Source organism: Streptomyces sp. NBC_00259 (assembly GCF_036181745.1).
In the GTDB taxonomy this organism is placed as follows: Bacteria; Actinomycetota; Actinomycetes; order Streptomycetales; family Streptomycetaceae; genus Streptomyces; species Streptomyces pratisoli.
On record NZ_CP108080.1, the window covers coordinates 715098 to 738486 of the forward strand.

The 23389-nt window shown below is 69.1% G+C and carries 17 protein-coding genes and 2 pseudogenes; 11 read left to right on the forward strand and 8 right to left on the reverse strand.

The annotated features are described in order from the left end of the window. Positions 1–4: 4 nt before the first annotated feature. Positions 5–387: pseudogene (locus OG766_RS03110) on the reverse strand (enoyl-CoA hydratase-related protein); the annotation flags it as partial. Between the two features lie 338 nt (positions 388–725). Between OG766_RS03110 and OG766_RS03120 the strand changes: the two are divergent. Then, positions 726–1508: a sulfite exporter TauE/SafE family protein gene (locus OG766_RS03120; protein WP_266376584.1), complete on the forward strand. Its 783-nt coding sequence runs from the start codon at positions 726–728 to the stop codon at positions 1506–1508. 41 nt (positions 1509–1549) lie between these two features. Here OG766_RS03120 and OG766_RS03125 read toward each other — a convergent pair whose 3' ends face one another. Next, positions 1550–2107 carry a hypothetical protein gene (locus tag OG766_RS03125; RefSeq protein WP_328724501.1) on the reverse strand — a complete coding sequence of 186 codons (558 nt, stop codon included), beginning with the start codon at positions 2105–2107 and terminating at the stop codon, positions 1550–1552. A gap of 279 nt (positions 2108–2386) precedes the next feature. On the opposite strand from OG766_RS03125, the gene OG766_RS03130 reads away from it, so the two are divergent. From OG766_RS03130 to OG766_RS03140, 3 genes are all read left to right on the forward strand, one after another. Beyond that, a complete protein-coding gene (locus tag OG766_RS03130) occupies positions 2387–4357 on the forward strand; it encodes a potassium transporter Kup (RefSeq protein WP_328724502.1) in 1971 nt (656 codons plus the stop codon). A gap of 460 nt (positions 4358–4817) precedes the next feature. After that, on the forward strand, positions 4818–5477 hold the full coding sequence (locus OG766_RS03135) for a DUF1707 SHOCT-like domain-containing protein (RefSeq protein WP_266376574.1): 660 nt from the start codon (positions 4818–4820) through the stop codon (positions 5475–5477). Between the two features lie 52 nt (positions 5478–5529). Further along, positions 5530–5961, forward strand: coding sequence for a hypothetical protein (locus OG766_RS03140; RefSeq protein WP_266376571.1), 432 nt, complete (start codon positions 5530–5532; stop codon positions 5959–5961). A 32-nt stretch (positions 5962–5993) separates the two neighbouring features. Here the strand turns inward: OG766_RS03140 and OG766_RS03145 are convergent, their stop codons facing one another. The 3 genes from OG766_RS03145 to kdpF form a co-directional block, all read right to left on the reverse strand. Beyond that, complete coding sequence (locus OG766_RS03145) at positions 5994–8537, reverse strand: sensor histidine kinase KdpD (RefSeq protein ID WP_328724503.1); 2544 nt, start codon at positions 8535–8537, stop codon at positions 5994–5996. Positions 8538–8754: 217 nt separating this feature from the next. Next, the gene (locus OG766_RS03150; RefSeq protein ID WP_328727418.1) at positions 8755–11283 is read right to left on the reverse strand and encodes a sensor histidine kinase; all 2529 of its coding nucleotides are present in this window, start codon (positions 11281–11283) and stop codon (positions 8755–8757) included. After that, positions 11280–11369, reverse strand: coding sequence for a K(+)-transporting ATPase subunit F (gene kdpF / locus OG766_RS03155; RefSeq protein ID WP_266378317.1), 90 nt, complete (start codon positions 11367–11369; stop codon positions 11280–11282). The genes OG766_RS03150 and kdpF overlap by 4 nt, the downstream gene beginning before the upstream one ends. Positions 11370–12261: 892 nt before the next feature. On the opposite strand from kdpF, the gene kdpB reads away from it, so the two are divergent. From kdpB to OG766_RS03170, 4 genes are all read left to right on the forward strand, one after another. After that, complete coding sequence (kdpB, locus tag OG766_RS03160) at positions 12262–14424, forward strand: potassium-transporting ATPase subunit KdpB (RefSeq protein ID WP_328724504.1); 2163 nt, start codon at positions 12262–12264, stop codon at positions 14422–14424. A gap of 411 nt (positions 14425–14835) precedes the next feature. Continuing rightward, positions 14836–15654, forward strand: coding sequence for an SDR family NAD(P)-dependent oxidoreductase (locus OG766_RS03165; RefSeq protein WP_266376563.1), 819 nt, complete (start codon positions 14836–14838; stop codon positions 15652–15654). 25 nt (positions 15655–15679) lie between these two features. Further along, positions 15680–15757 (forward strand): 50S ribosomal protein bL37, encoded by a 78-nt coding sequence (locus OG766_RS36680; protein ID WP_381951490.1) that lies wholly within the window; start codon positions 15680–15682, stop codon positions 15755–15757. Between the two features lie 311 nt (positions 15758–16068). Beyond that, positions 16069–17241 carry a thiolase family protein gene (locus tag OG766_RS03170; RefSeq protein WP_328724505.1) on the forward strand — a complete coding sequence of 391 codons (1173 nt, stop codon included), beginning with the start codon at positions 16069–16071 and terminating at the stop codon, positions 17239–17241. Positions 17242–17569: 328 nt separating this feature from the next. Here OG766_RS03170 and OG766_RS03175 read toward each other — a convergent pair whose 3' ends face one another. Next, complete coding sequence (locus OG766_RS03175; protein ID WP_266376557.1) at positions 17570–17980, reverse strand: RidA family protein; 411 nt, start codon at positions 17978–17980, stop codon at positions 17570–17572. 481 nt (positions 17981–18461) lie between these two features. Continuing rightward, the gene (locus OG766_RS03180) at positions 18462–19061 is read right to left on the reverse strand and encodes an SUKH-4 family immunity protein (RefSeq protein ID WP_328724506.1); all 600 of its coding nucleotides are present in this window, start codon (positions 19059–19061) and stop codon (positions 18462–18464) included. Positions 19062–19348: 287 nt separating this feature from the next. On the opposite strand from OG766_RS03180, the gene OG766_RS03185 reads away from it, so the two are divergent. The 3 genes from OG766_RS03185 to OG766_RS03195 all read left to right on the forward strand — a co-directional run bounded on the left by OG766_RS03185 (position 19349) and on the right by OG766_RS03195 (position 22153). After that, a complete protein-coding gene (locus OG766_RS03185) occupies positions 19349–19486 on the forward strand; it encodes a hypothetical protein (RefSeq protein ID WP_328727585.1) in 138 nt (45 codons plus the stop codon). 231 nt (positions 19487–19717) lie between these two features. Then, positions 19718–20428 (forward strand): hypothetical protein, encoded by a 711-nt coding sequence (locus OG766_RS03190; RefSeq protein WP_328724507.1) that lies wholly within the window; start codon positions 19718–19720, stop codon positions 20426–20428. 651 nt (positions 20429–21079) lie between these two features. Continuing rightward, entirely contained in the window at positions 21080–22153 is a 1074-nt protein-coding gene (locus tag OG766_RS03195) for a methyltransferase domain-containing protein (protein ID WP_328724508.1), read from the forward strand. Here OG766_RS03195 and OG766_RS03200 read toward each other — a convergent pair. Beyond that, positions 22152–23383 (reverse strand): annotated as a pseudogene (locus OG766_RS03200) (MFS transporter); the annotation flags it as partial. The gene OG766_RS03195 and the pseudogene OG766_RS03200 sit on opposite strands and share 2 nt — an antisense overlap. Positions 23384–23389: the final 6 nt, after the last annotated feature.

Below are 23389 nucleotides of genomic sequence, written 5' to 3' on the forward strand. Positions count from 1 at the left end.
CAGGTCAGCGATGGGTGAACTCGGGTGGCCGCTTGTCCGTGAAAGCGGTCATGCCTTCCTTCTGGTCGGCGGTCGCGAACACGGAGTGGAACAGGCGGCGTTCGAAGCGTACGCCTTCGGTGAGCGTGGTCTCGAAGGGGCGGTTCACGGGCTCCTTCGCCATCATCGCGACCGGGCGGACATGCCGGCGACGGTCTCGGCGACGGCGAGTGCCTCGCCGAGCAGGTCCTCGGCCGGGACGATGCGGGAGACGAGCCCGGCCCGTTCGGCTTCGTCGGCATCCATGGTGCGGCCCGTCAGGCACAGTTCCATGGCCTTGGCCTTGGCCTTGGCCTTGGCCTTGGCCTTGCCGACCGCGCGGGTCAGCCGCTGGGAGCCGCCGATGCCGGACGCCTCGTCTCGCTGCTCCCCTGTCGGCAGTCCTGCTGGTAGGCCTGGTCCTCAACGCCACGCTCGGCTGGTCCTGGGCCGACCCCATCGCCGCCCTCGTGATTGCCGCTGTCGCAGTCAAGGAAGGTCGCGGCGCATGGCAGGGCAAGGGCTGCTGCGCACCCGCCACCCACGCCCACACGCCGACCCCCGTCGGGGCAGTCACGGCCGAGGCGGACGCGTGCGACTGCAAGCCGGGACGCACCTGCTGCCCGTGAACATCTCGCTACCGGCCCGTGCCGAGGGGCCAGGTCCGTCGATACTGGCCGGACGATCGAGGAGCGGCGGGGGAACTGGTGGACTGGACGATCTGTGCGGGGCTCGCGGCAGGTCTGCTGATCTCCACGGTGACCACTCCGGTCGGTGTGTCCGGCGCGGTCTTCCTCCTCCCGGTCCAGCTCAGCGTCCTCGGTGTGCCCAGCCCCGCGGTCACGCCGACGAACCTGCTGTTCAATGTGGTGGCCGGGCCAGGCGCCCTCTGGCGATACCGCCGCGACGGCGCTCTGCGCGGCGGCCTGGCGCGGCGCCTGGTCCTGTGGACGCTGCCCGGCGTCATCGCCGGCGCCGCCGTCCGCGTCTTCGCCCTCCCCGGCCCGGACGTCTTCCGCGTCCTGGTCGCCGCCCTGCTGCTGCCACTTGGCGCATGGCTGTGCCTGCGCACTCTGCGTCCGGCCCGGCAGCGTTTCGACACGGCCGAGCCGTCGGCGCCCGCGCTCGCCGCCCTCGCCCTGACAGTCGGAGTGGTGGGCGGGATCTACGGGATCGGCGGCGGTTCCCTGCTCGGGCCCGTCCTCGCCGCGCGCGGCATGCCCATGGCCCGCATCGCACCGGCCACGCTCGCCGCGACCTTCACCACCTCCGCCGCCGGAGCCGCCGCCTACGCCGTACTGGCCCTGGCGAGCTCCGGGCCCGTCGCGCCCGACTGGTGGCTCGGCCTGGCCTGCGGCCTCGGCGGCCTGATCGGCGGCTACCTCGGCGCCAAGCTCCAGCCCTGCCTGCCCGAAACCGTGCTCCGCCTCCTGCTCGGCATCCTCGCCGCCGCCCTCGGCGCGCTGTACGCCGCCGAGGCTGTTTCCTAGTCGCGGCCGGTCAGCGGCAGCACGCACCAGCGTCGGCGGGTTCAGCAAGCCTTCCGGGCAAGGCCCTCGAATGCGCCCTTGGTCATGGCGCCTTGACGGGTCAACACCTCGCCCGCCGGCACCCGGGCGAGGTGATCGACGTCGAAGGTCACCGAGGCGCTGTACACGTAGGCGTCATCAGGATCGCCGAACGCGAGTTCATACGTGTAGTCCGGTTGCAGGGTCTGCGGGCCACGAGTCTCGGCTTCCCACTGTGCGGGCGGGGCGAACAGGGGAAAGTCCGCAACCACGTGCGGCCCACGGGTGTCCCAGCCGATCCAGGGTTCGTCCGTCTCGGACGCCTCGGGGACCGTGTCCTGCGTCGCGTCCGAGGTGGCCCCTTCCGCCGCCCGGGCCATGGTGCCGCGCAGCTCAGGACCGCGCACCCGCCCGTCGTCGTCGCAGGACCGCAGCAACGCCTGTGCAGTACCCCGCTCATCCACATACACCGCCACGAGCGTGCGTTGCTCCGGTGAGCATCCCGCCGCCGACAGCACGATGACGCCGCTCAGTGCCGAAGTAAGGCCCACCCGCGCTGTAGTGCTCGTCCAGCCCGCCACCACTCCGCCTCCCCCACGCGCCGATCCCGTACCACGCCCGCCCGCACCGACTCGGACATCCGACCACCGACATCCCAAGTATGCGCACTACCAAGACGCGGAGCCCTGAACGTCCGCCACCGTCAGCCGTACACCGGCCCGCCTCGCCGACGGTACCGCCCAAGCATCGTGCCGATTCCTGGCCCGGCAGGCAGGTGGTTCGCCGGCGGGTGCGTGTCGGACCGGTATCGTCCGGCGCGATGGGCCGGGCGTCCGGTCCGTGCTGAGGAGGGGAGCGCCGTGAGCAATCGCCGGCACGCGACCGGTTCGGATGACGGATCAGCATCACGGCCGTCGGCAGCGCACGGTCCGGGCGCGCGCGACACGGTGCGCCTCGCGCTGGTGATCGGCGCTCTCGGTGTGGTGTTCGGCGATATCGGGACCAGCCCGATCTACACCCTCCAGACGGTGTTCAACCCGAGCGACCCGCATCCCGTCCCCGTCAACACCGAGAACGTGTATGGGGTGGTCTCGCTCGTGTTCTGGTCAGTGGTGATCATCGTCATGGTCACCTACGTCCTGCTGGCGATGCGCGCCGACAACGACGGCGAGGGCGGCATCATGGCGCTGATCACCCTGCTGCGGCGGTGGAGCACGCAGCAGGGACGGAAGGCGACCGCGGTCCTTGCGGCGCTGGGCATCTTCGGCGCCTCGCTGTTCTTCGGCGACAGCATGATCACCCCGGCGATCTCGGTGCTCTCCGCCGTCGAAGGGATCAAAGTCGTCCAGCCCTCGCTGGAGGAACTGGTCGTGCCGATCACGGCAGTGATCATCGTCATGCTGTTCCTGGTGCAACGCAGAGGAACAGCGGCAGTGGGCCGGGTGTTCGGGCCGGTCATGATCGCCTGGTTCGTGGCCATCGGCGCGTGCGGTGTGCTCGGCGTCGTCGACCACCCGGAGATTCTCAGGGCGCTGTCGCCGACCTACGCACTGGGCTTCCTCTTCGGACACTTCCACATCGCCTTCTTCGCCCTGGCCGGTGTCGTGCTCGCGGTCACCGGCGCCGAGGCGCTCTACGCCGACATGGGGCACTTCGGCCGGCGACCCATCAGCCGCGCCTGGATGTTCCTCGTCTTCCCCGCGTGCGTCCTGAGTTATCTCGGCCAGGGCGCGCTGATCCTCGCCGATCCGGCCAACGTCAGCAGCCCGTTCTTCCTGCTCGTGCCCGACTGGGGACGGCTCCCGATGGTCCTGCTGGCCACGGCCGCGACCGTGATCGCCTCCCAGGCGGTCATCACCGGGGCGTACTCGGTCGCCTCCCAAGCGGCACGGCTCGGCTACCTGCCCAGGCTGCGAATCACCCACACCTCCGAGTCCGCCATGGGCCAGATCTATGTGCCGTGGATCAACTGGCTGTTGATGGTCTCGGTGCTCACCCTCGTCTTCGCCTTCCGCAGCTCCACCGCACTGGCCTTCGCCTTCGGCATGGCGGTCACCGGCACCATCACCATCACCACCCTGTTGTTCTTCTACGTCGCCCGCGCGAAGTGGGGCACACCCATGTGGCTGATCGGTATCGGCGCGACGGCGCTGATGTCCGTGGACCTACTGTTCGTGGCCGCCAACCTGACGAAGTTCGTCCACGGCGCATGGCTCCCGCTGCTCATCGGCCTCGTCGCCTTCACCATCATGACCACCTGGCAACGTGGCCGGGCGATCGTCACCGAGGAGCGGACAGAACACGAGGGCTCACTGTGCGAGTTCATCGAAGAGCTGCGCAGCGGGAAGGCTCGGGCACGTCGCGTCCCCGGCACGGCCGTCTTCCTCAACCGCGGCAAGCAGACCGTGCCACTGGCCATGCGGGCCAACGTCGACCACAACCACGTGCGACACGAACACGTCGTGATCCTGTCACTCGAGACCGAGCCCGTGCCCCGCGTCCCGGAGAACAGGAGGATCGACGTCGACGACCTCGGCTACGCCGACGACGGAATCATCCACGTCACCGCCCGGTTCGGCTACATGGAGACGCCCGACGTGCCCCGGGCTCTCTCGATGCTGGACCCGGCCATGACCGAGGGAGCGCTGCACCTCGACCAGGCGTCCTACTTCCTGTCCAAGATCGAGCTCCAGCGCGGCAAAGCGCCGACCATGGCTCCGTGGCGCAAACGGCTGTTCATCGCCACCTCCTACATCACGGCCGACGCCGCAGAGCATTTCGGCCTGCCTCGCAACCAGACGGTCATCATGGGCTCGCGCATCGAGGTGTGAGCGCCTGCTGCGCACACTGCGTGGGCACGCTTGAGTTCGACCACCGCGTCGGGCTCTTCGCCGCCATGAGCACACACCTCATGGGACGGACCGCCACCCCTGTCACCGCGCGGCCGGCATCCGGCGTCACTGCACCCGCGGTTCCGGTACGCCCTCGGCCCCCACGGCGGGAGTGCCTTCCTGCCGGATGCGGTACCCCCGTCAGGAGAGCGTCGAATCCCCGCGGGGAACGGTGTGAACCGGCCCGACGGGATGCGGTTGTTGTGGCGACAGGCCTCGGCATGACGGATGCCGCATGCCGCATGCCGCATGCCGCATGCCGCATGCCGAGGATCGACGCTGATCATCGCCTCTCCGTGAGGGAGCCCGGCCGGGATTCATATCGCGATATAGCGCTAGTCTTGTCATCGCGCCGCTGCCCGCGTCGCGCGGAGACGTTCGACAGGACCAGGACGGAAGCATGTCGGGAGAGATGTCGCCCACCGGAAAGCGCTCCGACTCCGGCTCGTCGCCCGAGCTGCGAGCCTCCCATGCGGACCGGGACCGGGTGGTGGATGTGCTGCGTATCGCGGCAGGAGACGGCCTGCTGACCGCGGACGAGTTGGACGAGCGCCTGGAAGTTGCCCTGTCGGCACGGACTCTGAGCGAACTGGCTCCGCTCACCGCTGACCTGACGCCCGTATCGGCTACGGGCGGCTTGACCGGAGCAGAGGTCAAGGACCTCGTCCGGATCGAACAGGTCCACAGCGGCGCGGTCGAGCGCGTGGGGCGCTGGGTGGTACCGCGGAGGCTGGAGCTCGCGGTGCAGTGGTGTGAGGTGACACTTGACTTCACTGACGCCGTGATCACGCAGGACACCTTGCGGATCAACGTGGACATGGTGGGGAAGACCCTCAGGCTGGTCACGAGGCCGGGCGTCGTGGTCGATACCGATGGCCTGCAGCTGGCGCACAGCAGGGTCACGTACCGTCAGACTCCGACGAATCCCGATACGCCGGTCACTCTGCGCGTGGAGCTGGTCGGCATGAAGGCTCACGGCCGCGTGGTCGTACGGCCCGCGCGTCGGACGTTCGTGCAGTGGCTGCTGCGCAGGCCTACGTCCCATTCTGCTGGCGCTTGACTCCATCGTGGTGAACGTTCGGCGGGGCCCGTCGCCGAATCTCCCGAACCCCATGCCTGAGCGCTCGACGCCGGTGCCACTGACACACCTCTCCATCACGGCGGGCGCCCGTGTCAAAGAGCGGCTCGCCCAGGCCGCGAGGTCGCCCGAGGCTCTGGCCGAACACGTCAGAGGCCAGCTGATCGATCTGCTGCAACTGCAGGGGTGCCGCTTCGAGTACGGACGCCTCATCGGCCATCCACCACGGCTCGAGCAGAACGGCGACGTCGTCGTGGGACGCAGACACTGGAACGTGGAACGGCACGGCTGGCCGGACGGCGAGATCGAGCTACGGGCCACCGCAAACGGACGCTACCTGGGGCGGTTCATGCTCCGGCCGACCCCAGGTGTCGTAGCGCCACTGCAGGCACGGCTCGTGGCGGTGACGCTCGCCGACCAGGCCGGGGCGGCCCTCGACACGGCGGGACCGCTCCTGGACGCATGACGCCGCGTGACGACGCGTGAGCGATCCCGACCTCATGACGTGGTGGTGGCCGACAGCTCCGGGCGGGACGGCGTATGACCGGTCGCGAGACGGAGGGAGAGCACCATGGTCATGCCTCCGCCGGGCGTGTCCTCGGCGGTGAGAGTGCCGCCCATCGCCTCCGCGAATCCTCGGGCGACGGCGAGCCCGAGCCCGACTCCGTTGCCGCCCGGGGCGTCGCCGTATCGCTGGAAGGCCGCGAAGATGCGCTCCTTCGCGTCGTCCGGGACGCCCGGGCCACGGTCCACCACACGGACTTCGACGCGGTCGGCGATGGCACTGGCCGACACCAGTACCTGCGCGTCGTCGGGGCTGTACCTCACCGCGTTCTCGACGATGTTGGCAACGGCCCGCTCCAGAAGACCTCGGTCGACCGCGACCATGGGCAGGGTCTCGGGGATGTCCAGCTCCACCGATGCGTCCGGGACGCCGACGAGGGCCATGGGCACGACCTCGTCGAGGTCGCTCTCCCGGATCACCGGCGTGACCGTGGCCGTCTCCAGCCGGGACATGTCGAGCAGATTGCCGACGAGGTTGTCGAGCCGGTCGGTGCCGGCCTCTATGCCTTCCAGGAGTTCGGCCTGGTCCTCCTCGGACCACTCGACATCGTCCGAGCGCAGTGAAGTGACCGCGGCCTTTATGGCGGCGAGCGGTGTACGCAGGTCGTGGCTGACCGCGGCGAGCAGTGACGTGCGGATCTTGTTGCCCTCGGCGAGTTTGCGGGCAACCTCGGCCTCGTCGACCAGGCGCTGGCGGTCGAGTACGACGACGGCCTGGGCGGCGAACGCGCCCAGTACCCGGCGGTCCTCGGCGGGCAGCACCCGGCCGGAGAGCGCCAGCGCCATGTGGTCGCCGATCGGCATGTCGACATCGGCGTGCTCGGGGCGGGCGACCGGCTCCCGCCCGACGCTGCCCGCGCAGGTCCACGGGTCGACGTCCTTCTCGCGCTCCAGCAGGGCGACGGAGTCCATCGAGAACGTCTCTCGGACCCGCTCCAGCAGCGCCTCCACGGTGGTCTCACCGCGCAGCACGCTGCCTGCGAGGAACGACAGCGTCTCCGACTCGGCACGTAGTCGCGCCGCCTGGTGTGTGCGGCGTGCGGCCAGATCCACCACCGACGCGACCGAGATCGCCACGCCGATGAAGATGACGAGCGCGACGAGATTCCTCGGGTCGGCGATCGTCAGCTGATGGATCGGCGGCGTGAAGTAGTAGTTCAGCAGGAGCGATCCGACGCCCGCGGACGCGAGCGCCGGAACGAGCCCGCCGAGCAGCGCGGCGGCCACGGTCAGCGACAGGAACAGAAGTACGTCGTTGGCGAGCCCCACATCGGGAGCCACGCCGTTCAGGAACAGGGTCAGCAGGGCGGGCCCCGCGATGCCCACCAGCCATCCCCACAGGAGCCGCCATCTGCCGAGTCTCGCCCCGCGGGGGATGGGCAGACCACGGCCCTGTCCTGCCTCTCCGTGGGTGACGATGTGGACGTCGAGGTCGGGACCTGACTCCCGGGCGACGGTGGCACTGACGCCTGGTCCGAAGACGGTCTGCCACGAACGGCGCCGGCTCACGCCGAGAACGATCTGGGTGGCGTTCACGCCGCGTGCGAAGTCGAGCAACGAGGACGGGACGTCGTCGCCGATGACATGGTGGAAGGAGCCTCCCAGGTCCTCGACGAGCGTCCGCTGGACCGCCAGCTCCTTGGGGGAGGCCGACGTCAAACCGTCGCTGCGGGCGATGTAGACGGCGAGCACCTCGCCGCCGGCGCCCTTTTCAGCGAGCCGGACGGCGCGACGGATCAGCGTGCGGCCCTCGGGGCCGCCGGTGAGGCCCACGACGATGCGCTCGCGCGAGCCCCAGATCGTGGAAACCCGGTGCTCGGTCCGGTACTCCTGCAGATACTCGTCGACGCGGTCGGCGACCCAGAGCAGCGCCAGCTCGCGCAGAGCGGTGAGATTGCCGGGGCGGAAGTAGTTGGAGAGGGCGGCGTCGACCTTGTCCGGTTTGTAGATGTTGCCGTGCGCCATACGGCGGCGCAGCGCCTGAGGCGACATGTCGACCAGTTCGATCTGGTCGGCCCGTCGGACCACCTCGTCGGGCACGGTCTCCCGCTGGCGTACTCCCGTTATCGACTCGACGACGTCGCCGAGCGATTCCAGGTGCTGGATGTTGACGGTGGAGATGACGTCGATCCCGGCGGCAAGGAGCTCCTCGACGTCCTGCCAGCGCTTGGCGTTGCGCGAGCCCGGCACGTTCGTGTGTGCCAGCTCGTCCACGAGGGCGACGGAGGGCCGGCGCTGGAGGGCGGCATCGAGGTCCATCTCGGTGAAGACGGTGTCCCGGTACTCGATCTCGCAGCGCGGGAGCTGTTCCAGACCGTGGAGCATGACCTCGGTTCGCGGCCGGGCATGGTGCTCCACGAAGGCCACGACGCAGTCGGTGCCACGCTCCGTTCGGCGGTGTGCCTCGGACAGCATCGCGTACGTCTTGCCGACGCCGGGGGCCGCGCCGAGGTAGATCCGAAGTTTGCCGCGTCCCATGGTTCCGATCTTTGTCGTCGAGGGGCTGGTGTCAGGGGCTCCGCGGCGACGGACTGCCGGACCGCGGGGATCTCATGTCGCGAAGCGATCGGAACCAACAGAGACAATCGCGTTTCGGCCACGGTTCGGATTGCGTTGACGCGTCCCTTACGGGGTGGGGGATCGTCTTAACGGATCCTCTACGCCTCGCCGGCCGGTCACGGAGGCCTGAGCCCCGTCAGAGTTCCCGGTGGGCGTCCGTGCCCGTCCGTCCGGTGACGGCTTCGGCGAAGGGCATGGACACGACCATGGTGAGACCCCCTCCTGGCGTGTCCTCGGGCGTGAGGGTGCCGCCCATGGCCTCGGTCAGGCCACGGGCGAGAGCGAGGCCGAGGCCGACTCCTGTGGTGTTGTCGTTGTCCCCCAGCCGCTGGAAGGGTTCGAAGATCCGCTCGCGGTCCGTGGGCGGCAGGCCGGGGCCCCGGTCGACGACGCGCACTTCGACGCGGCCGGCCAGCGCGCTCGCGGTCACCAGCACCGGGTGCTCGGGGGGCGCGTACCTGGCGGCGTTGCTGACCAGGTTGGCGATCACGCGTTCCAGCAGTGGCGGGTCGGCCAGGACGGGCGGGGTCTCCTCCAGTCCGAGGATCACGGGCAGCGGGGTGTCCGGAGGCAGCGAGTCCAGGGCGGAAGGCACGACCGCTTCCAACGGGGTGGCGCTCAGGCTCAGCGTGAGCGCGCCGGCCTGGAGCCGGCTCATGTCCAGCAGATTGTCGATGAGCCGGCTGAGCCGGGCCATGGACTCGTCGGCAGTGGCGAGCAGTTCGTCCCGTTCCTCGTCCGTGAAGTCCACATCCGGGCTGCGCAGTGAGCCGACGGCCGCCCATCCGGCGGCCAGCGGGGTCCGCAGATCGTGGCTGACCGCCGCGAGCAGCGCGGTCCGCATCCGGTCGGCCGCCCTGACCGGTTCGATCGCGGCGGCGGCCTCGGCGAGCCGGGCCCGTTCCACGGCCGCGGCGACATGGGCGGCGAAGGCGGCGAGGACTCTGCGCTCGGATGCGGGCAGCGTGCGGCCGCGCAGCAGGAGGTAGAGCCCGGGGCCCACGGAGACCTGCGTTGCCGCGGGGTCGTCCACCTGCTCCTCGACGAGCTCGGCGGAGTCCATCCCGAACGTCTCCTGGGTACGGGTGAGCAGCGCCGGTATCGCGTCGTCACCGCGGACGATGGACCCGGCGAGCGAGGACAGGGTCTCCGCCTCGGCCGTGGCCCGGGCGGCGCGGCGGGACAGTTTCAGGGACCGGTCCACGGTCGCGGCCACCGTGCCTGCGACGACGACGAAGACGCCGAGCGCGAGCATGTTGTCGGGATCGTTGAAGGTGAGCTCGCCGATCGGTGGTATGAACCAGTAGTTGAGCAGCAGAGACGCCGTCAGGGCGGCGACCAGTGCGGAGACGACCCCGCCGATGCAGGCCACACCCATCACGGTCACGAGGAAGAGCAGTGCCTCGCTGGTCAGATTGAAGGTGCCGCGGGCCCGGTCCAGGAGGAAGGTGAGCAGGACCGGCAGGAGCAGGCCGGCCACGGGTCCGGCGACAAGCCGTGAGGTGGGCAGCGTTCGTCGCCGGGAGGGCAGCGTTCTGCCGTGTCCCGCGCGTTCGTGCGTGACCATGTGGACGTCGATGTCGGAGGAGAGGGCCACGGTCGTCTCGCCGATGCCGAGTCCCGTCAGGAAACGTTCGAGGCGGCCACGCCTGCTGGTGCCGAGGACGAGTTGGGTGGCGTTCTCCGCACGGGCGAACAGCACCAGCGCGGTGGGCACGTCGTCGCCGACGACCGAGTGGTAGCTGCCGCCGAGGGTCTCGACGAGATGCCGCTGACGAGCGAGGGCGGAGTGCGAGGTGCCGCCGGCGAGGCCGTCGCTTCGTACGATGTGGACGGCGAGCAGTTCGCCGTGGGCCGAGCGGGCGGCGATACGGGCGGCACGGCGTATCAGCGTCTCGCCCTCCGGTCCGCCGGTCAGAGCGACCACGACCCGTTCGCGGGTCTCCCACACACCGCCGATTCCGTGCTCCGAGCGGTAGTTCCGAAGAGCCTCGTCGACCCGGTCGGCCACCCAGAGGAGGGCGAGTTCGCGCAGCGCGGTGAGATTGCCGGTCTGGAAGTAGTTGGCGAGCGAGGCATCGATCTTGTCGGGCGCGTAGATGTTTCCGTGTGCCATCCTGCGGCGCAGCGCTTCCGGCGGCATGTCCACGAGCTCGATCTGATCGGCGCGGCGTACGACGTCGTCGGGGACCGTCTCGTGCTGCGGCACTCTGGTGATCTTCTCGACCACGTCGTTGAGGGACTCGAGATGCTGGATGTTGATGGCCGCGACCACGTCGATGCCGGCGGCGAGCAGTTCCTCGACGTCCTGCCAGCGCTTGGCGTTGCGGCAGCCCGGCACGTTGGAGTGGGCGAGTTCGTCGACCACCACCACCTGGGGGCGGCGCCGCAGGACCCCGTCGATGTCGAGAGCGGGGTACGTTCGGCCACGGTAGTCCCGCTCGGCGCGGGGCAGCACCTCCAGCCCGCCGAGCATCTCCTCGGTGCGCTGACGGCCGTGGCACTCCGCATAGCCGACGACGACATCGGTGCCGCGTCCGGCCCTGCGCCGGGCCTCGTCGAGCATCCGGTACGTCTTGCCCACGCCGGGAGCGGCTCCCAGGAAGACCTTGAGCTTTCCCGGACGCGTCGTGGGCGCGGCGTCCGGCGGTGCGTCGAGGTTCAGAACTTCTCCGGGTCGATCAGAGCGGCCACCAGGTAGCCGAGCAGACTGACGGCGACGATCAGCCCGACGACGTTCTCCACACCCATGCGCGATCAACTCTCCTTGTACGCAGGAACTTTGAGACAGCGGGTTGCGGTATACGCAACCGCGCCCCGGCCGGGCCGCACACCCCCCTTGACGGCTCTCTGGCGCCGCCTGTGGTGATACTGACGCCGCCTTGATGCGTCCCGTACGGATGGGGCGAGAGCGGCGTGCCGGGAAGTCCGGTCGGCAGTGGGGATCACGTGGTTCCGCGCACGGTCTCCAGGGGGCGGCATGCACAGCGTCCATGCCAGCCGAGAGACGCACCCGGAGCGGCGGACGGGCAGAGGGCCGTTCCGGTCGCGGACGGGCAGAGGGCCGTTCCGGTCGCGGACGCCCTCGTGACCGCGGACCGGGACGGCCCTCTGGGGGAACGGCTTTGTGTGGCCCCTGTACGGCAGCTGTCCGGGCCCCCGCTTCCGGACTGCGCGTACTTCCAGCGGTGACCGTCACTCGCCCTCCACGCCACGCCTCGGACGGCCGTCCGGTCCCCCGTGTCGATCATTCTGCGACTGCCCCTGTCACGCGGGGCATCCGCTGACGCGCCCCTGACGCCGATGCCACCGCGCTTGATGTGTTCCTGATGCGGCTCGCCGAAAGGGCGTCAAGGACACGCAAGTTCGTCCCGCAACAGGCCGTTTGGGGCCGGTCGGTGGATTAGGTTCCATGACCGGCCGCCGGAAACCGGGGACGTCAGTGGCATGACGGGGATCCGGCCGAGTCCATCGGTCAGGTTTCCGGCGGTCACGTTTCCGGCGAACGACGAGCCACGGCGGTGCCTCGTCCCCTGCCGACGCACCCGCGAACCGCCTTGTCGTCGCCGCAGCACCGGCGACGGCAAGGCCCGGCGGCCGCCCCTTTCAGTCGGCCGGCCGAACCCGTCAGAAGGATTCCGCGATGCATCCCGCCGCGCCCGAGCAGGCGCCCACAGTCCCGGGCACTCCCCCAGCGGCCCCCGATCCCGGACCGCACCGTCGCCGACGGCGATCCGGCCACGGCGGGCTCTTCGACCCCGTACAGCTGCTGACGTCGTTCCCCGAGGCGCTGCGCAAACTGCACCCGCGGTCGCTGGTCCGCAACCCCGTCCTCTTCGTCGTCGCCGTCGGCTCGGCGCTGACCACCCTCTCCGCGCTGATCCACCCGTCCGTCTTCACCTGGGTGGTCAGCGTCTGGCTCTGGCTGACGGTGATCTTCGCCAACCTCGCCGAGGCCGTCGCGGAGGGCCGCGGCAAGGCCCAGGCCGAGTCGCTGCGCCGCGCGCGTACGGACACCGTCGCGCTGCGGCTGCGCCACTGGCGGTACGGGACGGACCTGGACCGGGCCGAGACGGAGGCTGTCGCCGCGTCCGATCTGAAGCTCTTCGACTTCGTGCTCGTCGAGGCGGGCGAGCTGATCCCTGCCGACGGCGATGTCGTCGATGGCATCGCCGCCGTCGACGAGTCCGCCGTCACCGGCGAATCGGCCCCGGTCATCAGGGAGTCGGGAGGCGACAGATCCGGAGTGACGGGCGGTACGACCGTGCTGTCCGACCGGATCGTCGTACGGGTCACCTCCCGTCCCGGGCACTCCTTCCTGGACCGGATGATCGCCCTGGTCGAGGGCGCGGCCCGGCAGAAGACGCCGAACGAGATCGCCCTCAACATCCTTCTCGCCGCCCTGACCGTCGTGTTCCTGCTGGTCGTCGTCACCCTCCAGCCGATGGCCGGATACGCGGGTGCCGCGCAGTCCACCACCGTCCTGGTCGCCCTGCTCGTCACGCTCATCCCGACCACGATCGGCGCCCTGCTCTCCGCGATCGGCATCGCCGGCATGGACCGGCTCGTGCAGCGCAATGTGCTGGCGATGTCGGGACGGGCGGTGGAAGCGGCCGGTGACGTCAACACCCTGCTGCTCGACAAGACCGGCACCATCACCCTCGGCAACCGGGAGGCGGTCGCCTTCGTCCCGTTCCCCGGTGTCGACGAACTCGTCCTCGCGGACGCCGCCCAGCTCTCGTCGCTCGCCGACGGGACACCCGAAGGCCGTTCGGTGGTCGTCCTCGCGAAGCGGCATTACGGCCTGCGTGCCCCGGCCGAAGGGGAGCTCTCGCACGCGCGATTCGTGGAGTTCAGCGCCCGGGCCCGGATGAGCGGTATCGATCTGAGCTGGGAGAACGGCGCCGCCTGCCACATCCGCAAGGGCGCGGCCGCGCAGGTGATCGGATGGGTGGAGAGCTACGGCGGGTCCGTGCCCGCCGAGGCCCGTTCCTGGTCCGACGCCGTCTCCGCGGGCGGCGGTACTCCGCTGGTGGTGGCCGTGCACGACTGGGACGGTCCCCGCGTGCTCGGCATCATCCATCTGAAGGACGTCCTCAAGGACGGGATCCGGGAACGCTTCGACGAGCTGCGCCGCATGGGCATCCGTACGGTGATGATCACCGGCGACAACCCGCTCACCGCGCGGGCCATCGCGACGGAGGCGGGCGTCGACGACTTCCTCGCGGAGGCCACTCCCGAGGACAAACTCGCCCTCATCAAGCGGGAGCAGGCCGACGGCAAGCTCGTCGCGATGACGGGCGACGGCACCAACGACGCCCCTGCGCTGGCCCAGGCGGACGTCGGTGTGGCGATGAACACCGGTACCTCGGCCGCCAAGGAGGCCGGGAACATGGTGGACCTCGACTCCAACCCGACCAAGCTCATCGAGATCGTCGAGATCGGCAAGCAGCTCCTCATCACCCGGGGCGCGCTGACCACCTTCTCCATCACCAACGACGTGGCGAAGTACTTCGCGATCATCCCTGCGATGTTCGCGGGGAGTTACCCCGGGCTCGAAGCGCTCAACATCATGGGCCTGCACAGCCCGACCTCCGCCATCGCGTCGGCGATCATCTTCAACGCCCTGATCATCGTGGTGCTGATTCCGCTGGCCCTGCGCGGTGTGCGCTACACCCCGGCCTCCGCCCACGATCTGCTGCGGCGGAACCTGGCCGTGTACGGCCTGGGCGGCCTGGTGCTGCCGTTCGTCGGCATCAAGCTGATCGACCTGCTGGTCTCGGCGATTCCGGGGCTCGGCGGCTGAGCCGAACCGTACGCGCACCGGCGGCACGCAGGGTCCCGGCTGCCGGGGCACACCGGCCGCCGGGACCCTGCGTGCGGCCGGGCGTCGGAGAATCCGGCCCGCCGTCAGAAGACCGTCAGGGAACGGCCGTCGAGCTTGTCCTGGCGGCCGGACACGGCTTCGATGGAACCATGAACAGCGAGTGGCTCCTTCTCGACCGGCCGCCGAATACGGCGCCCCGTCGCGTGCCCCGCTGCCCGGAAACGCTCGCGCCAATCCTCCTGCGCCCCGAAGGGCCAGGGGGAACGCGCTGACGCGTATTCCGTAGCCCTCCGGGCGCGCCGTGACTTCGTCCGGCGCCCCTTCTTCGCATCCGCACGCCTCTCACCGCCCTGCGCGGCTCCGAAGCATGCCCTTATCCATGGAAGATCCATGCCTGAATCAGACCTTTCCTCCCGCACCGTCCTGGTGACGGGAGCCACCTCCGGCATCGGCTACGAGACCGCCCGGCTCCTCGCCGAGCGCGGTGCGACCGTCCTCGTACACGGCCGCACCGCCGCCGAGGCGGGGGCCGCGGCCGACGCTCTCGTCGCCACCGCCGGCATCGACGCGGCACGCCTGTGCACGTTCGCCGCGGACTTCTCCCGCCTCGAAGAGGTCGAGACGATGGCGGCCCGGGTGGTCGTCGAGCACCCGCACCTGGACGTCCTCGTCAACAACGCCGCCATCGCCGCCCCCGAGCGCCACACCGTCACCGCCGACGGCAACGAACTCGCCTTCCAGGTCAACTTCCTGGCGCACTACCTGCTCACCAACCTCCTCGAGCGGGCACTGACCAGCGACCCGGGCGGCCGCGTCGTCAACGTGTCCTCCTCACTGCACCGCACCGCGTCCATCCAGTGGAGCGACCCGAACCGGGCCCGCCGCTACTCCCGGCTGGCCGCCTACGCCCAGTCACAACTGGCGCTGACCGTCTTCGCCGCCGACCCACGCGTGACGGCCGTCTCCGTCCACCCCGGCATCTGCGCCACGGACCTGCTCCCCCTCTACGCCCACGACGGCGCGACACCCGCCAAGGGCGCCGCCAACATCGTGCGGCTGTGTGACCCGGCCGTCGAGATCGTCAACGGCGCCTACTACGACCGCGACCAGCGCGTCGAGCCGGCACCGGGCGCCACCGAGGAACGCACCGTCAAGCGCCTCACCAAGCTCGCGGACGTCCTCGTCCACCCGGAGCACCTGAACACCTGAACACCTGAAGGGAATCCCCACCTCCATGTCCAAGCGCGCACGCAAGAAGAGAGCTCGCCGCAAGAAGAAAGCGAACCACGGCCGCAAGGCCGGCCAGCGCTGACGTCCCACGGGGGCGGCCCGCTTCCAGGGCCGCCCTCGTGTCCGCCTCGGAGAGGAACCCTTGTGATCCCGCTCGCCCCACACCAAGTCCCCTCGCTCATGGAGTGGTTTCCTCCCGGAGCTCCCGGACCCGCCGCGCTGCCCGAGCACGTACTGACCACGGGTACGGGCAGTTGGTGGGGTCTTTGGTGGCGGCCATACCTCCAGCCCAGGAGAGGGTTTGCTTTTCAAACGCACGCAGTTATGGTGGATCCAGATTTCCTACTCACCAGTAACGCCGCCCTGGTATCACCGGGCAAGGAGGCCGCTACCATGCGTGACGCCGTGATCGTAGAAGCCGTACGGACCCCGGTGGGCAAGGGCAAGCCCAACGGCGCCCTGGCCCATGTCCACCCCGTGGAACTCCTCGCACACACCCTGCGCACCCTCGTCGAGCGCTCCGGCATCGACCCGGCGCTCATCGACGACGTGATCGGCGGCACCGTCGACCAGGTCGGCGAGCAGTCCATGAACACCACCCGGTACGCCGTGCTGTCCGCGGGCTTCCCGGAGACCGTGCCCGCGACCACCGTGGACCGGCAGTGCGGCTCCTCCCAGCAGGCCGTGCACTTCGCCGCCCAGGGTGTGCTGTCGGGCGCGTACGACATCGTCGTGGCCTGCGGCGTGGAGTCCATGAGCCGTGTGCCCATGTGGTCGAACGTGCCCGCCGGCAAGGACCCCTTCGGGCCCGGAGTCGCCGAGCGCTACCCGGAGGGCCTCGTCCCCCAGGGCATCAGTGCCGAGCTGATCGCCGCGAAGTGGTCGCTCACCCGGGAGCAGATGGACGCCTTCGCCGTGTCCTCCCACCACAAGGCCGGAACCGCGTGGGACGCCGGCCTGTTCGACGCCGAGACGGCCCCGCTGGAGGGCCTCTCGCGCGACGAGTCCATGCGGCCGTCCAGCACCCCCGAGATCCTCGCCGGTCTCAAGCCCGCCTACTACGACCCCGGCTTCGCGGAGCGGTTCCCGCAGATCGGCTGGAACGTCACCGCCGCCAACGCGAGCCCGATCAATGACGGCGCCTCGGCGGTGCTCATCACCAGCAGCGAGACCGCGGAGCGTCTCGGCCTGCGTCCGCTCGCCCGGCTGCACAGCTTCGCGGTCACGGGCTCCGACCCCATCCTCATGCTCACCGGAGTCATCCCCGCCACCGAGAAGGTGCTGCGCAAGGCGGGTCTGACGATCGACGACATCGACCTCTTCGAGGTGAACGAGGCCTTCTCCAGCGTCGTCCTGGCCTGGCAGCAGGAGACGGGGGCCGACCTCGCCAAGGTCAACGTGCACGGCGGTGCCATCGCCATCGGTCACCCGCTGGGCGCGAGCGGCACCCGGCTGACGACCACCCTGGTGCACGCGCTCCGCGCGCGGGGAGCACGGTACGGCCTGCAGACGATGTGCGAGGCGGGCGGACTCGCCAACGCGATGATCCTCGAGGCGGTCCAGTAGGGCTCCGTGAGGTTGTTCTGGCTCTTGGGGTTGGGCTGGTGGTGGCTGTCTTGGGCAGGGGCGGTGGCAGGTGGTGCAGGTGCCGGTCCAACAGTTCAGCAGGTCCTGGATGGTGTCGAGGATCCGCGATGAAGGGCTACCGCGTCCGCTGATCGCCTCGCCAGCACCCGGGCACGAACCGAGGAGCCCGCCAAGGCCGGCTGAGCTCTGCCGCTACCTGCCTTGACTGTCAGCCGCCCTGACAGGCGGCTGGCAGTCTCGCAGTCGTGATTCCCTCCAGGGACTTCCGGCCCAGGCCAGCTCGGCCGCCGCGGTGCGGCAATGGGCCTCAAGAGTCGAGTACGGCGGCCACGGCCTCGATCTCGACGAGCTGGTCCTTATAGCCCAGCACAGTGACGCCCATCAAGGTGCTGGGGACGTCGTGATCAGCGAACGAGTCCCGGACTACCCCCCAGGCAGCCACCAAATCCTCCCGCCGAGCCGATGCGACAAGAACTCTTGTACTGATGACGTCCTGGAGCGAGGCGCCGGAGGCAGTGAGAGCAGCCTGCATGTTCTCAACGGCTTTCAATGCCTGACCTGCGTAGTCCCCGATCGCTGCCGTCGAGCCGTCGTCGTTGAGTGGACACGCCCCGGCGAGGAAGATCAGGCGGGAGTCGGCGGGCGCCGTGGCTGCGTAGGCGTACTCAGCGACGTCGGACAGGGAGGCGGAGCGGATCAAGGTGATGGCACGAGCCACAGTCGTTGGGTCCTTTCCCATCGGGTGCGGAGCGCGGCACATCCTGCCAACGGCCCGTTGGCACCCGCCTTTCCTTTTTCTCGCCGCCCCTCCGCAACCCACCGTCAAGTGCTGTCGCTGACCTGACCAGCTTCCGCCCGGGCCGGAAGGCGGGTCCAGCAGGCTGATCGCATGAACCGCGACGACCTGGAATCCGCACTCGATCGGGACGACAGCACCTCTGCACGTGCCGCCCTGGCCGAACTCGAGGCAGGTGCTGACTTCGAGCGGTTCCAGAACCGAACCGCCGCCGCACGCCAGCTCTGGGACGTCTGGTCCCACCGGCACCAGATCATGCTCGACACCGGAGTCACCCCTCGACCCGGTCTGGCCGAAGTCGTTGACAGACTCCACGCCGCGGGAACAGACCGGATCCACATGGCGAAGATCACCAGCTCGCAACAGCGGTTCACCGTCTTCCTCACGGAAGACGTTGGGTGGTCTACCACATTTCCTCAAGCACTTCCTCGAGCATGCGGTTCCATTCAGACTCGGGGTCGTTCAGCGGAGTCGGATCGAATGCGTTGACTGCTTTACGGAATGCGTCGACCAGGCCATCGACATCGGGGGTGGGTTCCTTGTAAGCTTCTTCGAGTTTCCGGAATTCGGTCAGGCAGTGCACGAGTGCGGCGATGTCGCGGTGCGCGAGCTGGTAGTCATGTCCGCTTTCCTGGAAGACGTACACCGCCTCCGAAGAGGGGTCAAGAGTCACGAGGGCTGCGGGCAGGTAGCCGAGGACCTGCCAACCCCGAGACTCCTCAGGGCAGTAGCGATTGTCGAGAGCGAAGAGAGCGTGCAACTCGTAGGGGTCCCGCTCGTCTCCCGTCACCCCAGCGCGGGAGGTGAAAAGCCTGTCGCTCGGCAGGCCGACAGACCCAAGGAACTGAGCGGTCGCAGCGTCGAGTGGACCCCCGTCTTGGATGGGGTAGAGCACCACGCCATCCAGCCCATAAAGCCCAGTCAGGTCGCCATAGGTTACAGGGGAATTCATGCCGCTCTTTCTACTCCAGCTCTTTCCGTGAGCCTTGATGAGGCTGTCCATGTACTTCTTGCGTTATTTCCTTTGACCGGGGCTGTGCTGGTCGTAGCTTGCGGCGTGTGTAACTTCAGAATCCGATCTGCCGCAGACGCCGGAGTTCAACGCAGCGGAGTCAGCACCAAGTCAGCACGGGAGCGGCCACATCGGAGATCCCGGTATCGGTCCCATGGTGGGCGCATGCACTCCGAGGCCCGGAACTATGGTGTCCCACCACATGTGACCCTGACCTGCACCTTCCTACGGTGTGGCGACACACAAACGTCCCCGCCAACTGTCCGGAAGTGGTGTCCATGGCCGCCCCCGCAACCGCTCCACCAGCTCCCAGCTCGCTCAAGCGCATCGTCGCCGCGAGCCTCATCGGCACCACCATCGAGTGGTACGACAACTCATCCGATCAGAACTACGACCTGCTGTTTTCCCGTCGTTGAACCTCGGAAGTCAGCACCAAACCAGCACCGGAAGGTCTCGTGCTGGGTGGGGAACTAGGGCCCGCCCGATATGGCGGCAGCAGACTTGCCGACAGGCGCCGACAGGCGTCACTCACCGTAGCGTCCTGGCCCGCGACCGACCGGACGCCGATCTCGCAGCAACAGCTGGCCACAGCTGTGCCCACGTCCGCTGCACCCGGGAAGAGCCAACAGCTCTCCGACGAGGCTTTCATGCACCTCGTCGAGCAGGTGCTCGCCGGCGGCCTCTGGCACAAGCTCCACGTCGGCCGACCCTACGACGAACTGGCCGATTTCCTGCGACCCGACGACTACCAGACGATGGCTGCACTCGCCGCCCCAGCCGTCGGAGCAGGCACGCCGCACGGCCAGGCGAAATCGGCTGCCTTGCCGACCCGAACTGGGCCCGGAGCCGGCTACGAGCACGCGACAGCCCTCGAGACCGTCCGCAACCGCTATGCCGTCATGCTCCCCATCGTGCGCTACACCCTTCCCCACCTGGCCGCGGACTCCGGCTTCCGGCGTACGGCCGCACAGTTGAGACAGGAAGGGTGGCGCGACTGGCACCTGCTGACCGCCATCGCCAACGCCGCCGGAAACCATCGCGCCCAGCAGCAGGGCCTGCGCCCCTCCCCGGGCGATTCCCAGGAACGCCGAGCCCGCATCCTCGCCACCATGCAGGCCCCCGAGGCCTGTTCCCGCAGAGGCATTCACCGAACGTGCCTGCGGACACACCTGTCCGTCGCCGCGGTGAGCACGGCGCGCTCCTTCGGCCTTGTCATCCGTCACGGCCTGCTTGACCGGCAGGCACTGCTGTCGGTGCTGGGCGACCGGTACGGGTACTGGACGGACGACGTCGGGCACTCCGACGTTTTTGAATGGCAATCGTCCTCAAACGAGACTGCCGAATTGCCCGCCTCGTAACGCGGCGGCCTTCGCCGCGTAGCTCAAACGGCCCACGGCTTAGCGTTGCTTGGCGCCCTTCGGATCATGGCACAGCGGGGAACTGACCGAGAAAACAGCAGTTGTCTGACCCTTCTCGTCGGTGGCCGGACACCTCGGAGAAACAGCCTGACCGCAGCCGCAATCTCCCTGCCGGTCTGGACGGCGCCACGCCGAACGCATGACGCCCTCACCCAGGTGCTGGGTGAGGGCATCATGCGTTCGCGGTTGTTGAGGTCAGGCCGCCTCGACCACTGCCTCGAACTCAAGGGGCAAGTCGAGTTCGGCCTGCATCGTGAAGACGGCGTCCATCAGAGACCTCTCGGCGCTCAGACCACGCGGCGATCGAAGGAGCTCACGCACGACCGCTGGCCATCGGCGCATTCCCGCAGCTGTCAACTCCACCTGGACCCCGCGCGCTCTGTCCAATAGCTCGGCGCTCGTGCGTAGCGATCCCGGATCACCGCTGGACATCGTGATTCGCTGGATCCCGAACTCAACAACCGACGGCACACCTACCGCTGGTCCCTGGGTTCCCCCTCGGCCACCCGGCTTACATTCCGCCGCTCCTCGGTCTGCCTATCCTCGGGCTCACCCGGCTTTCTGTCCTGTTCGCGACCTTTGAGGAGCATCATGGCGATCGGCGTTTCCCTCGAGACCGGCACCGCTTCCATCCCGGAGTCGATCAAGGACTACTACGGCAAGGTTCTGCAGTCCTCCGATGATCTTCAGACATCCGCCTGCTGCGCCGCTGAGGCGCCGCCGCAGCACGTCAGGGACGCCCTCAAGGACGTGCACGAGGAGGTCCAGGACCGGTTCTACGGTTGTGGGTCCCCGATCCCGGCGGCGCTAGAGGGGATCACGGTGCTTGATCTCGGATGCGGGAGCGGGCGGGACTGCTATGTGCTCTCCAAGCTCGTCGGGCCGGAAGGGCGGGTCATTGGTGTCGATATGACCGACGAGCAGCTCGCTGTGGCGAGGCGGCATGTGGACTACCACGCGGAGAAGTTTGGCTACGCCAATGTGGAGTTCAAGCAGGGCTACATCGAGGACCTTCAGTCCATCGGCATCGCCGACGACTCGGTGGACCTGGTTGTTTCCAACTGCGTGCTGAACCTGTCTCCGGACAAGCCGCGCGTCTTCGCGGAGATCATGCGGGTCCTGAAGCCGGGCGGTGAGCTGTACTTCTCCGATGTCTTCGCCGACCGCCGCATTCCTGCCGAGCTGATGGAGGACCCGGTCCTGCTCGGCGAGTGTCTGAGCGGTGCGCTGTACGTGGAGGACTTCCGCCGCGTCATGGCGGAGTCGGGCAGCGCGGACACGCGCATCGTGTCCAGCTCTCCGCTGGAGATCAGCACTCCGGAGATCGCGAGGAAGATCGGCTTCGTCACCTTCTCCTCGCTGACCGTCCGGGCGTTCAAGCTGCCGTTGGAGGACCGTTGCGAGGACTACGGCCAGATCGCCGTCTACCGTGGCACCTTCCCGGAGCACCCGCACAGCTTCGACCTCGATGACCATCACCGCTTCCACACCGGCAAGCCCGAGCCGGTCTGCGGCAATACCGCGGACATGCTCAGCCGGTCCCGCTACGGGGCGCACTTCGAGGTGATCGGCGACAAGTCGACGCACTTCGGTCTGTTCCCGTGCGGTCCGTCGGACCAGGCGGCTGCCGGCCGGTCCCAGGCGGGGGGCTCCGGCTGCTGCTGACGGCCGTGCCGAGCGCGAGCATGGCAGCCAGCCCGGACAACGCGGCCAGCACGAGGAAGAGTTGCGGGTAGCCGCCCAGGGATGGGGCGAGGGCGGCGCCCGCGAACGGGGCGAGCGCGGCGGCGATCGTGGCGGGTGCTGTCAGTAGGGCGGAGAGGCGGCCGTAGTGGGCCGTGCCCCAGCGGTCGGTGATGGCGGTGGCCTGGAGGAGGGTGAGGTTGCCGCGCACCATGCCCGCCGCGATGGCGAGAGCGATCAGCAACGCCATGGGGCCCGGGGCGACGGCGAGGGCGGCGGTGGTGGCACCGCCTGCGGCGATCAGAGCTGCGGTACGGGTTGTCGCGTTCGTGTGGCGGGCGAGCGCGGCGTAGAGGGTGCGGCCGAGGGTCTGTCCTGCCCCGCCCAGCCCCAGGGCCCATGCCGCGATTGTCGTACCGGCACCGCGCTCGGCGAGCAGAGGGATGAGGGCGATGAGGACGGTGTACATGGCAAAGGCGGACAGCGCGAAAGCCGCGGCCAGCAGGACGAACGGGCGGCTGCGTGCCACAGGCACCGTGCCTGGCCCTGCATGGTGGGAGGGCGAGGTCGGTGCGGGCGGCCAGGGGCCGCGCAGGGCCAGGGCATGGGCGGGGATGGTGACGGCGGCCAGGATCACGGCGAGCACCAGGTAGGTGGTGCTCCAGGAGTGGTGCTCGGCAAGGGTTGCGGTCAGGGGTGCGAAGACGGTGGAGGCGAGCCGTCCGGCGAGAGTGACGATCGTCAGGGCGCGGACGCGCCGTTCGCCCCACCTGGGGGCACCCCGGACGGAGTCTGGGGGAGGGTCAGTGCGGCGAAGGCCGGCTGGTAGAAGGTCGCCGCCATGGCGACGCCGGCGAGTATCCATCCGGCCGCGAAAGCCGGCAGGTTGGGGGCGTACGCGATGATCAGCACGCTCACCACCGCGAGCAGGGAGCCTGCGGTCATGAGGGCTCTGGGTCCGCGCGCGTCCAGGATGCGGCCGATCGGGATGCCCGCGACGGCGGAGATCAGCAGGGCCGTGGAGAAGGCGGCGGTGGTGGCTGCTGGGGACCAGCCGGTGTCGGCTGTGATCGCGGGGTTGAGGACGGGGAAGGCGTAGTAGACCACGCCCCAGCTGGTGATCTGTGTGATGCAGAGGGCGGGCAGGGCGGCGCGTGGCCGCGACCGGTCCCCGGTTCCGGTCGCGGCCACGTGGGCGCGGAGGTGGGTCATCGGCGG

What these genes read in the sequence shown, in the direction of transcription:
- OG766_RS03135 (WP_266376574.1), top strand. Translation starts at nt 4,818, where the DNA reads ATGTCGGGAGAGATGTCGCCCACCGGAAAGCGCTCCGACTCCGGCTCG.
- OG766_RS03140 (WP_266376571.1), top strand. Translation starts at nt 5,530, where the DNA reads ATGCCTGAGCGCTCGACGCCGGTGCCACTGACACACCTCTCCATCACG.
- OG766_RS03145 (WP_328724503.1), bottom strand. Translation starts at nt 8,537, where the DNA reads ATGGGACGCGGCAAACTTCGGATCTACCTCGGCGCGGCCCCCGGCGTC.
- kdpF (WP_266378317.1), bottom strand. Translation starts at nt 11,369, where the DNA reads ATGGGTGTGGAGAACGTCGTCGGGCTGATCGTCGCCGTCAGTCTGCTC.
- kdpB (WP_328724504.1), top strand. Translation starts at nt 12,262, where the DNA reads ATGCATCCCGCCGCGCCCGAGCAGGCGCCCACAGTCCCGGGCACTCCC.
- OG766_RS03165 (WP_266376563.1), top strand. Translation starts at nt 14,836, where the DNA reads ATGCCTGAATCAGACCTTTCCTCCCGCACCGTCCTGGTGACGGGAGCC.
- OG766_RS36680 (WP_381951490.1), top strand. Translation starts at nt 15,680, where the DNA reads ATGTCCAAGCGCGCACGCAAGAAGAGAGCTCGCCGCAAGAAGAAAGCG.
- OG766_RS03170 (WP_328724505.1), top strand. Translation starts at nt 16,069, where the DNA reads ATGCGTGACGCCGTGATCGTAGAAGCCGTACGGACCCCGGTGGGCAAG.
- OG766_RS03180 (WP_328724506.1), bottom strand. Translation starts at nt 19,061, where the DNA reads ATGGACAGCCTCATCAAGGCTCACGGAAAGAGCTGGAGTAGAAAGAGC.
- OG766_RS03185 (WP_328727585.1), top strand. Translation starts at nt 19,349, where the DNA reads ATGGCCGCCCCCGCAACCGCTCCACCAGCTCCCAGCTCGCTCAAGCGC.
- OG766_RS03190 (WP_328724507.1), top strand. Translation starts at nt 19,718, where the DNA reads ATGCACCTCGTCGAGCAGGTGCTCGCCGGCGGCCTCTGGCACAAGCTC.
- OG766_RS03195 (WP_328724508.1), top strand. Translation starts at nt 21,080, where the DNA reads ATGGCGATCGGCGTTTCCCTCGAGACCGGCACCGCTTCCATCCCGGAG.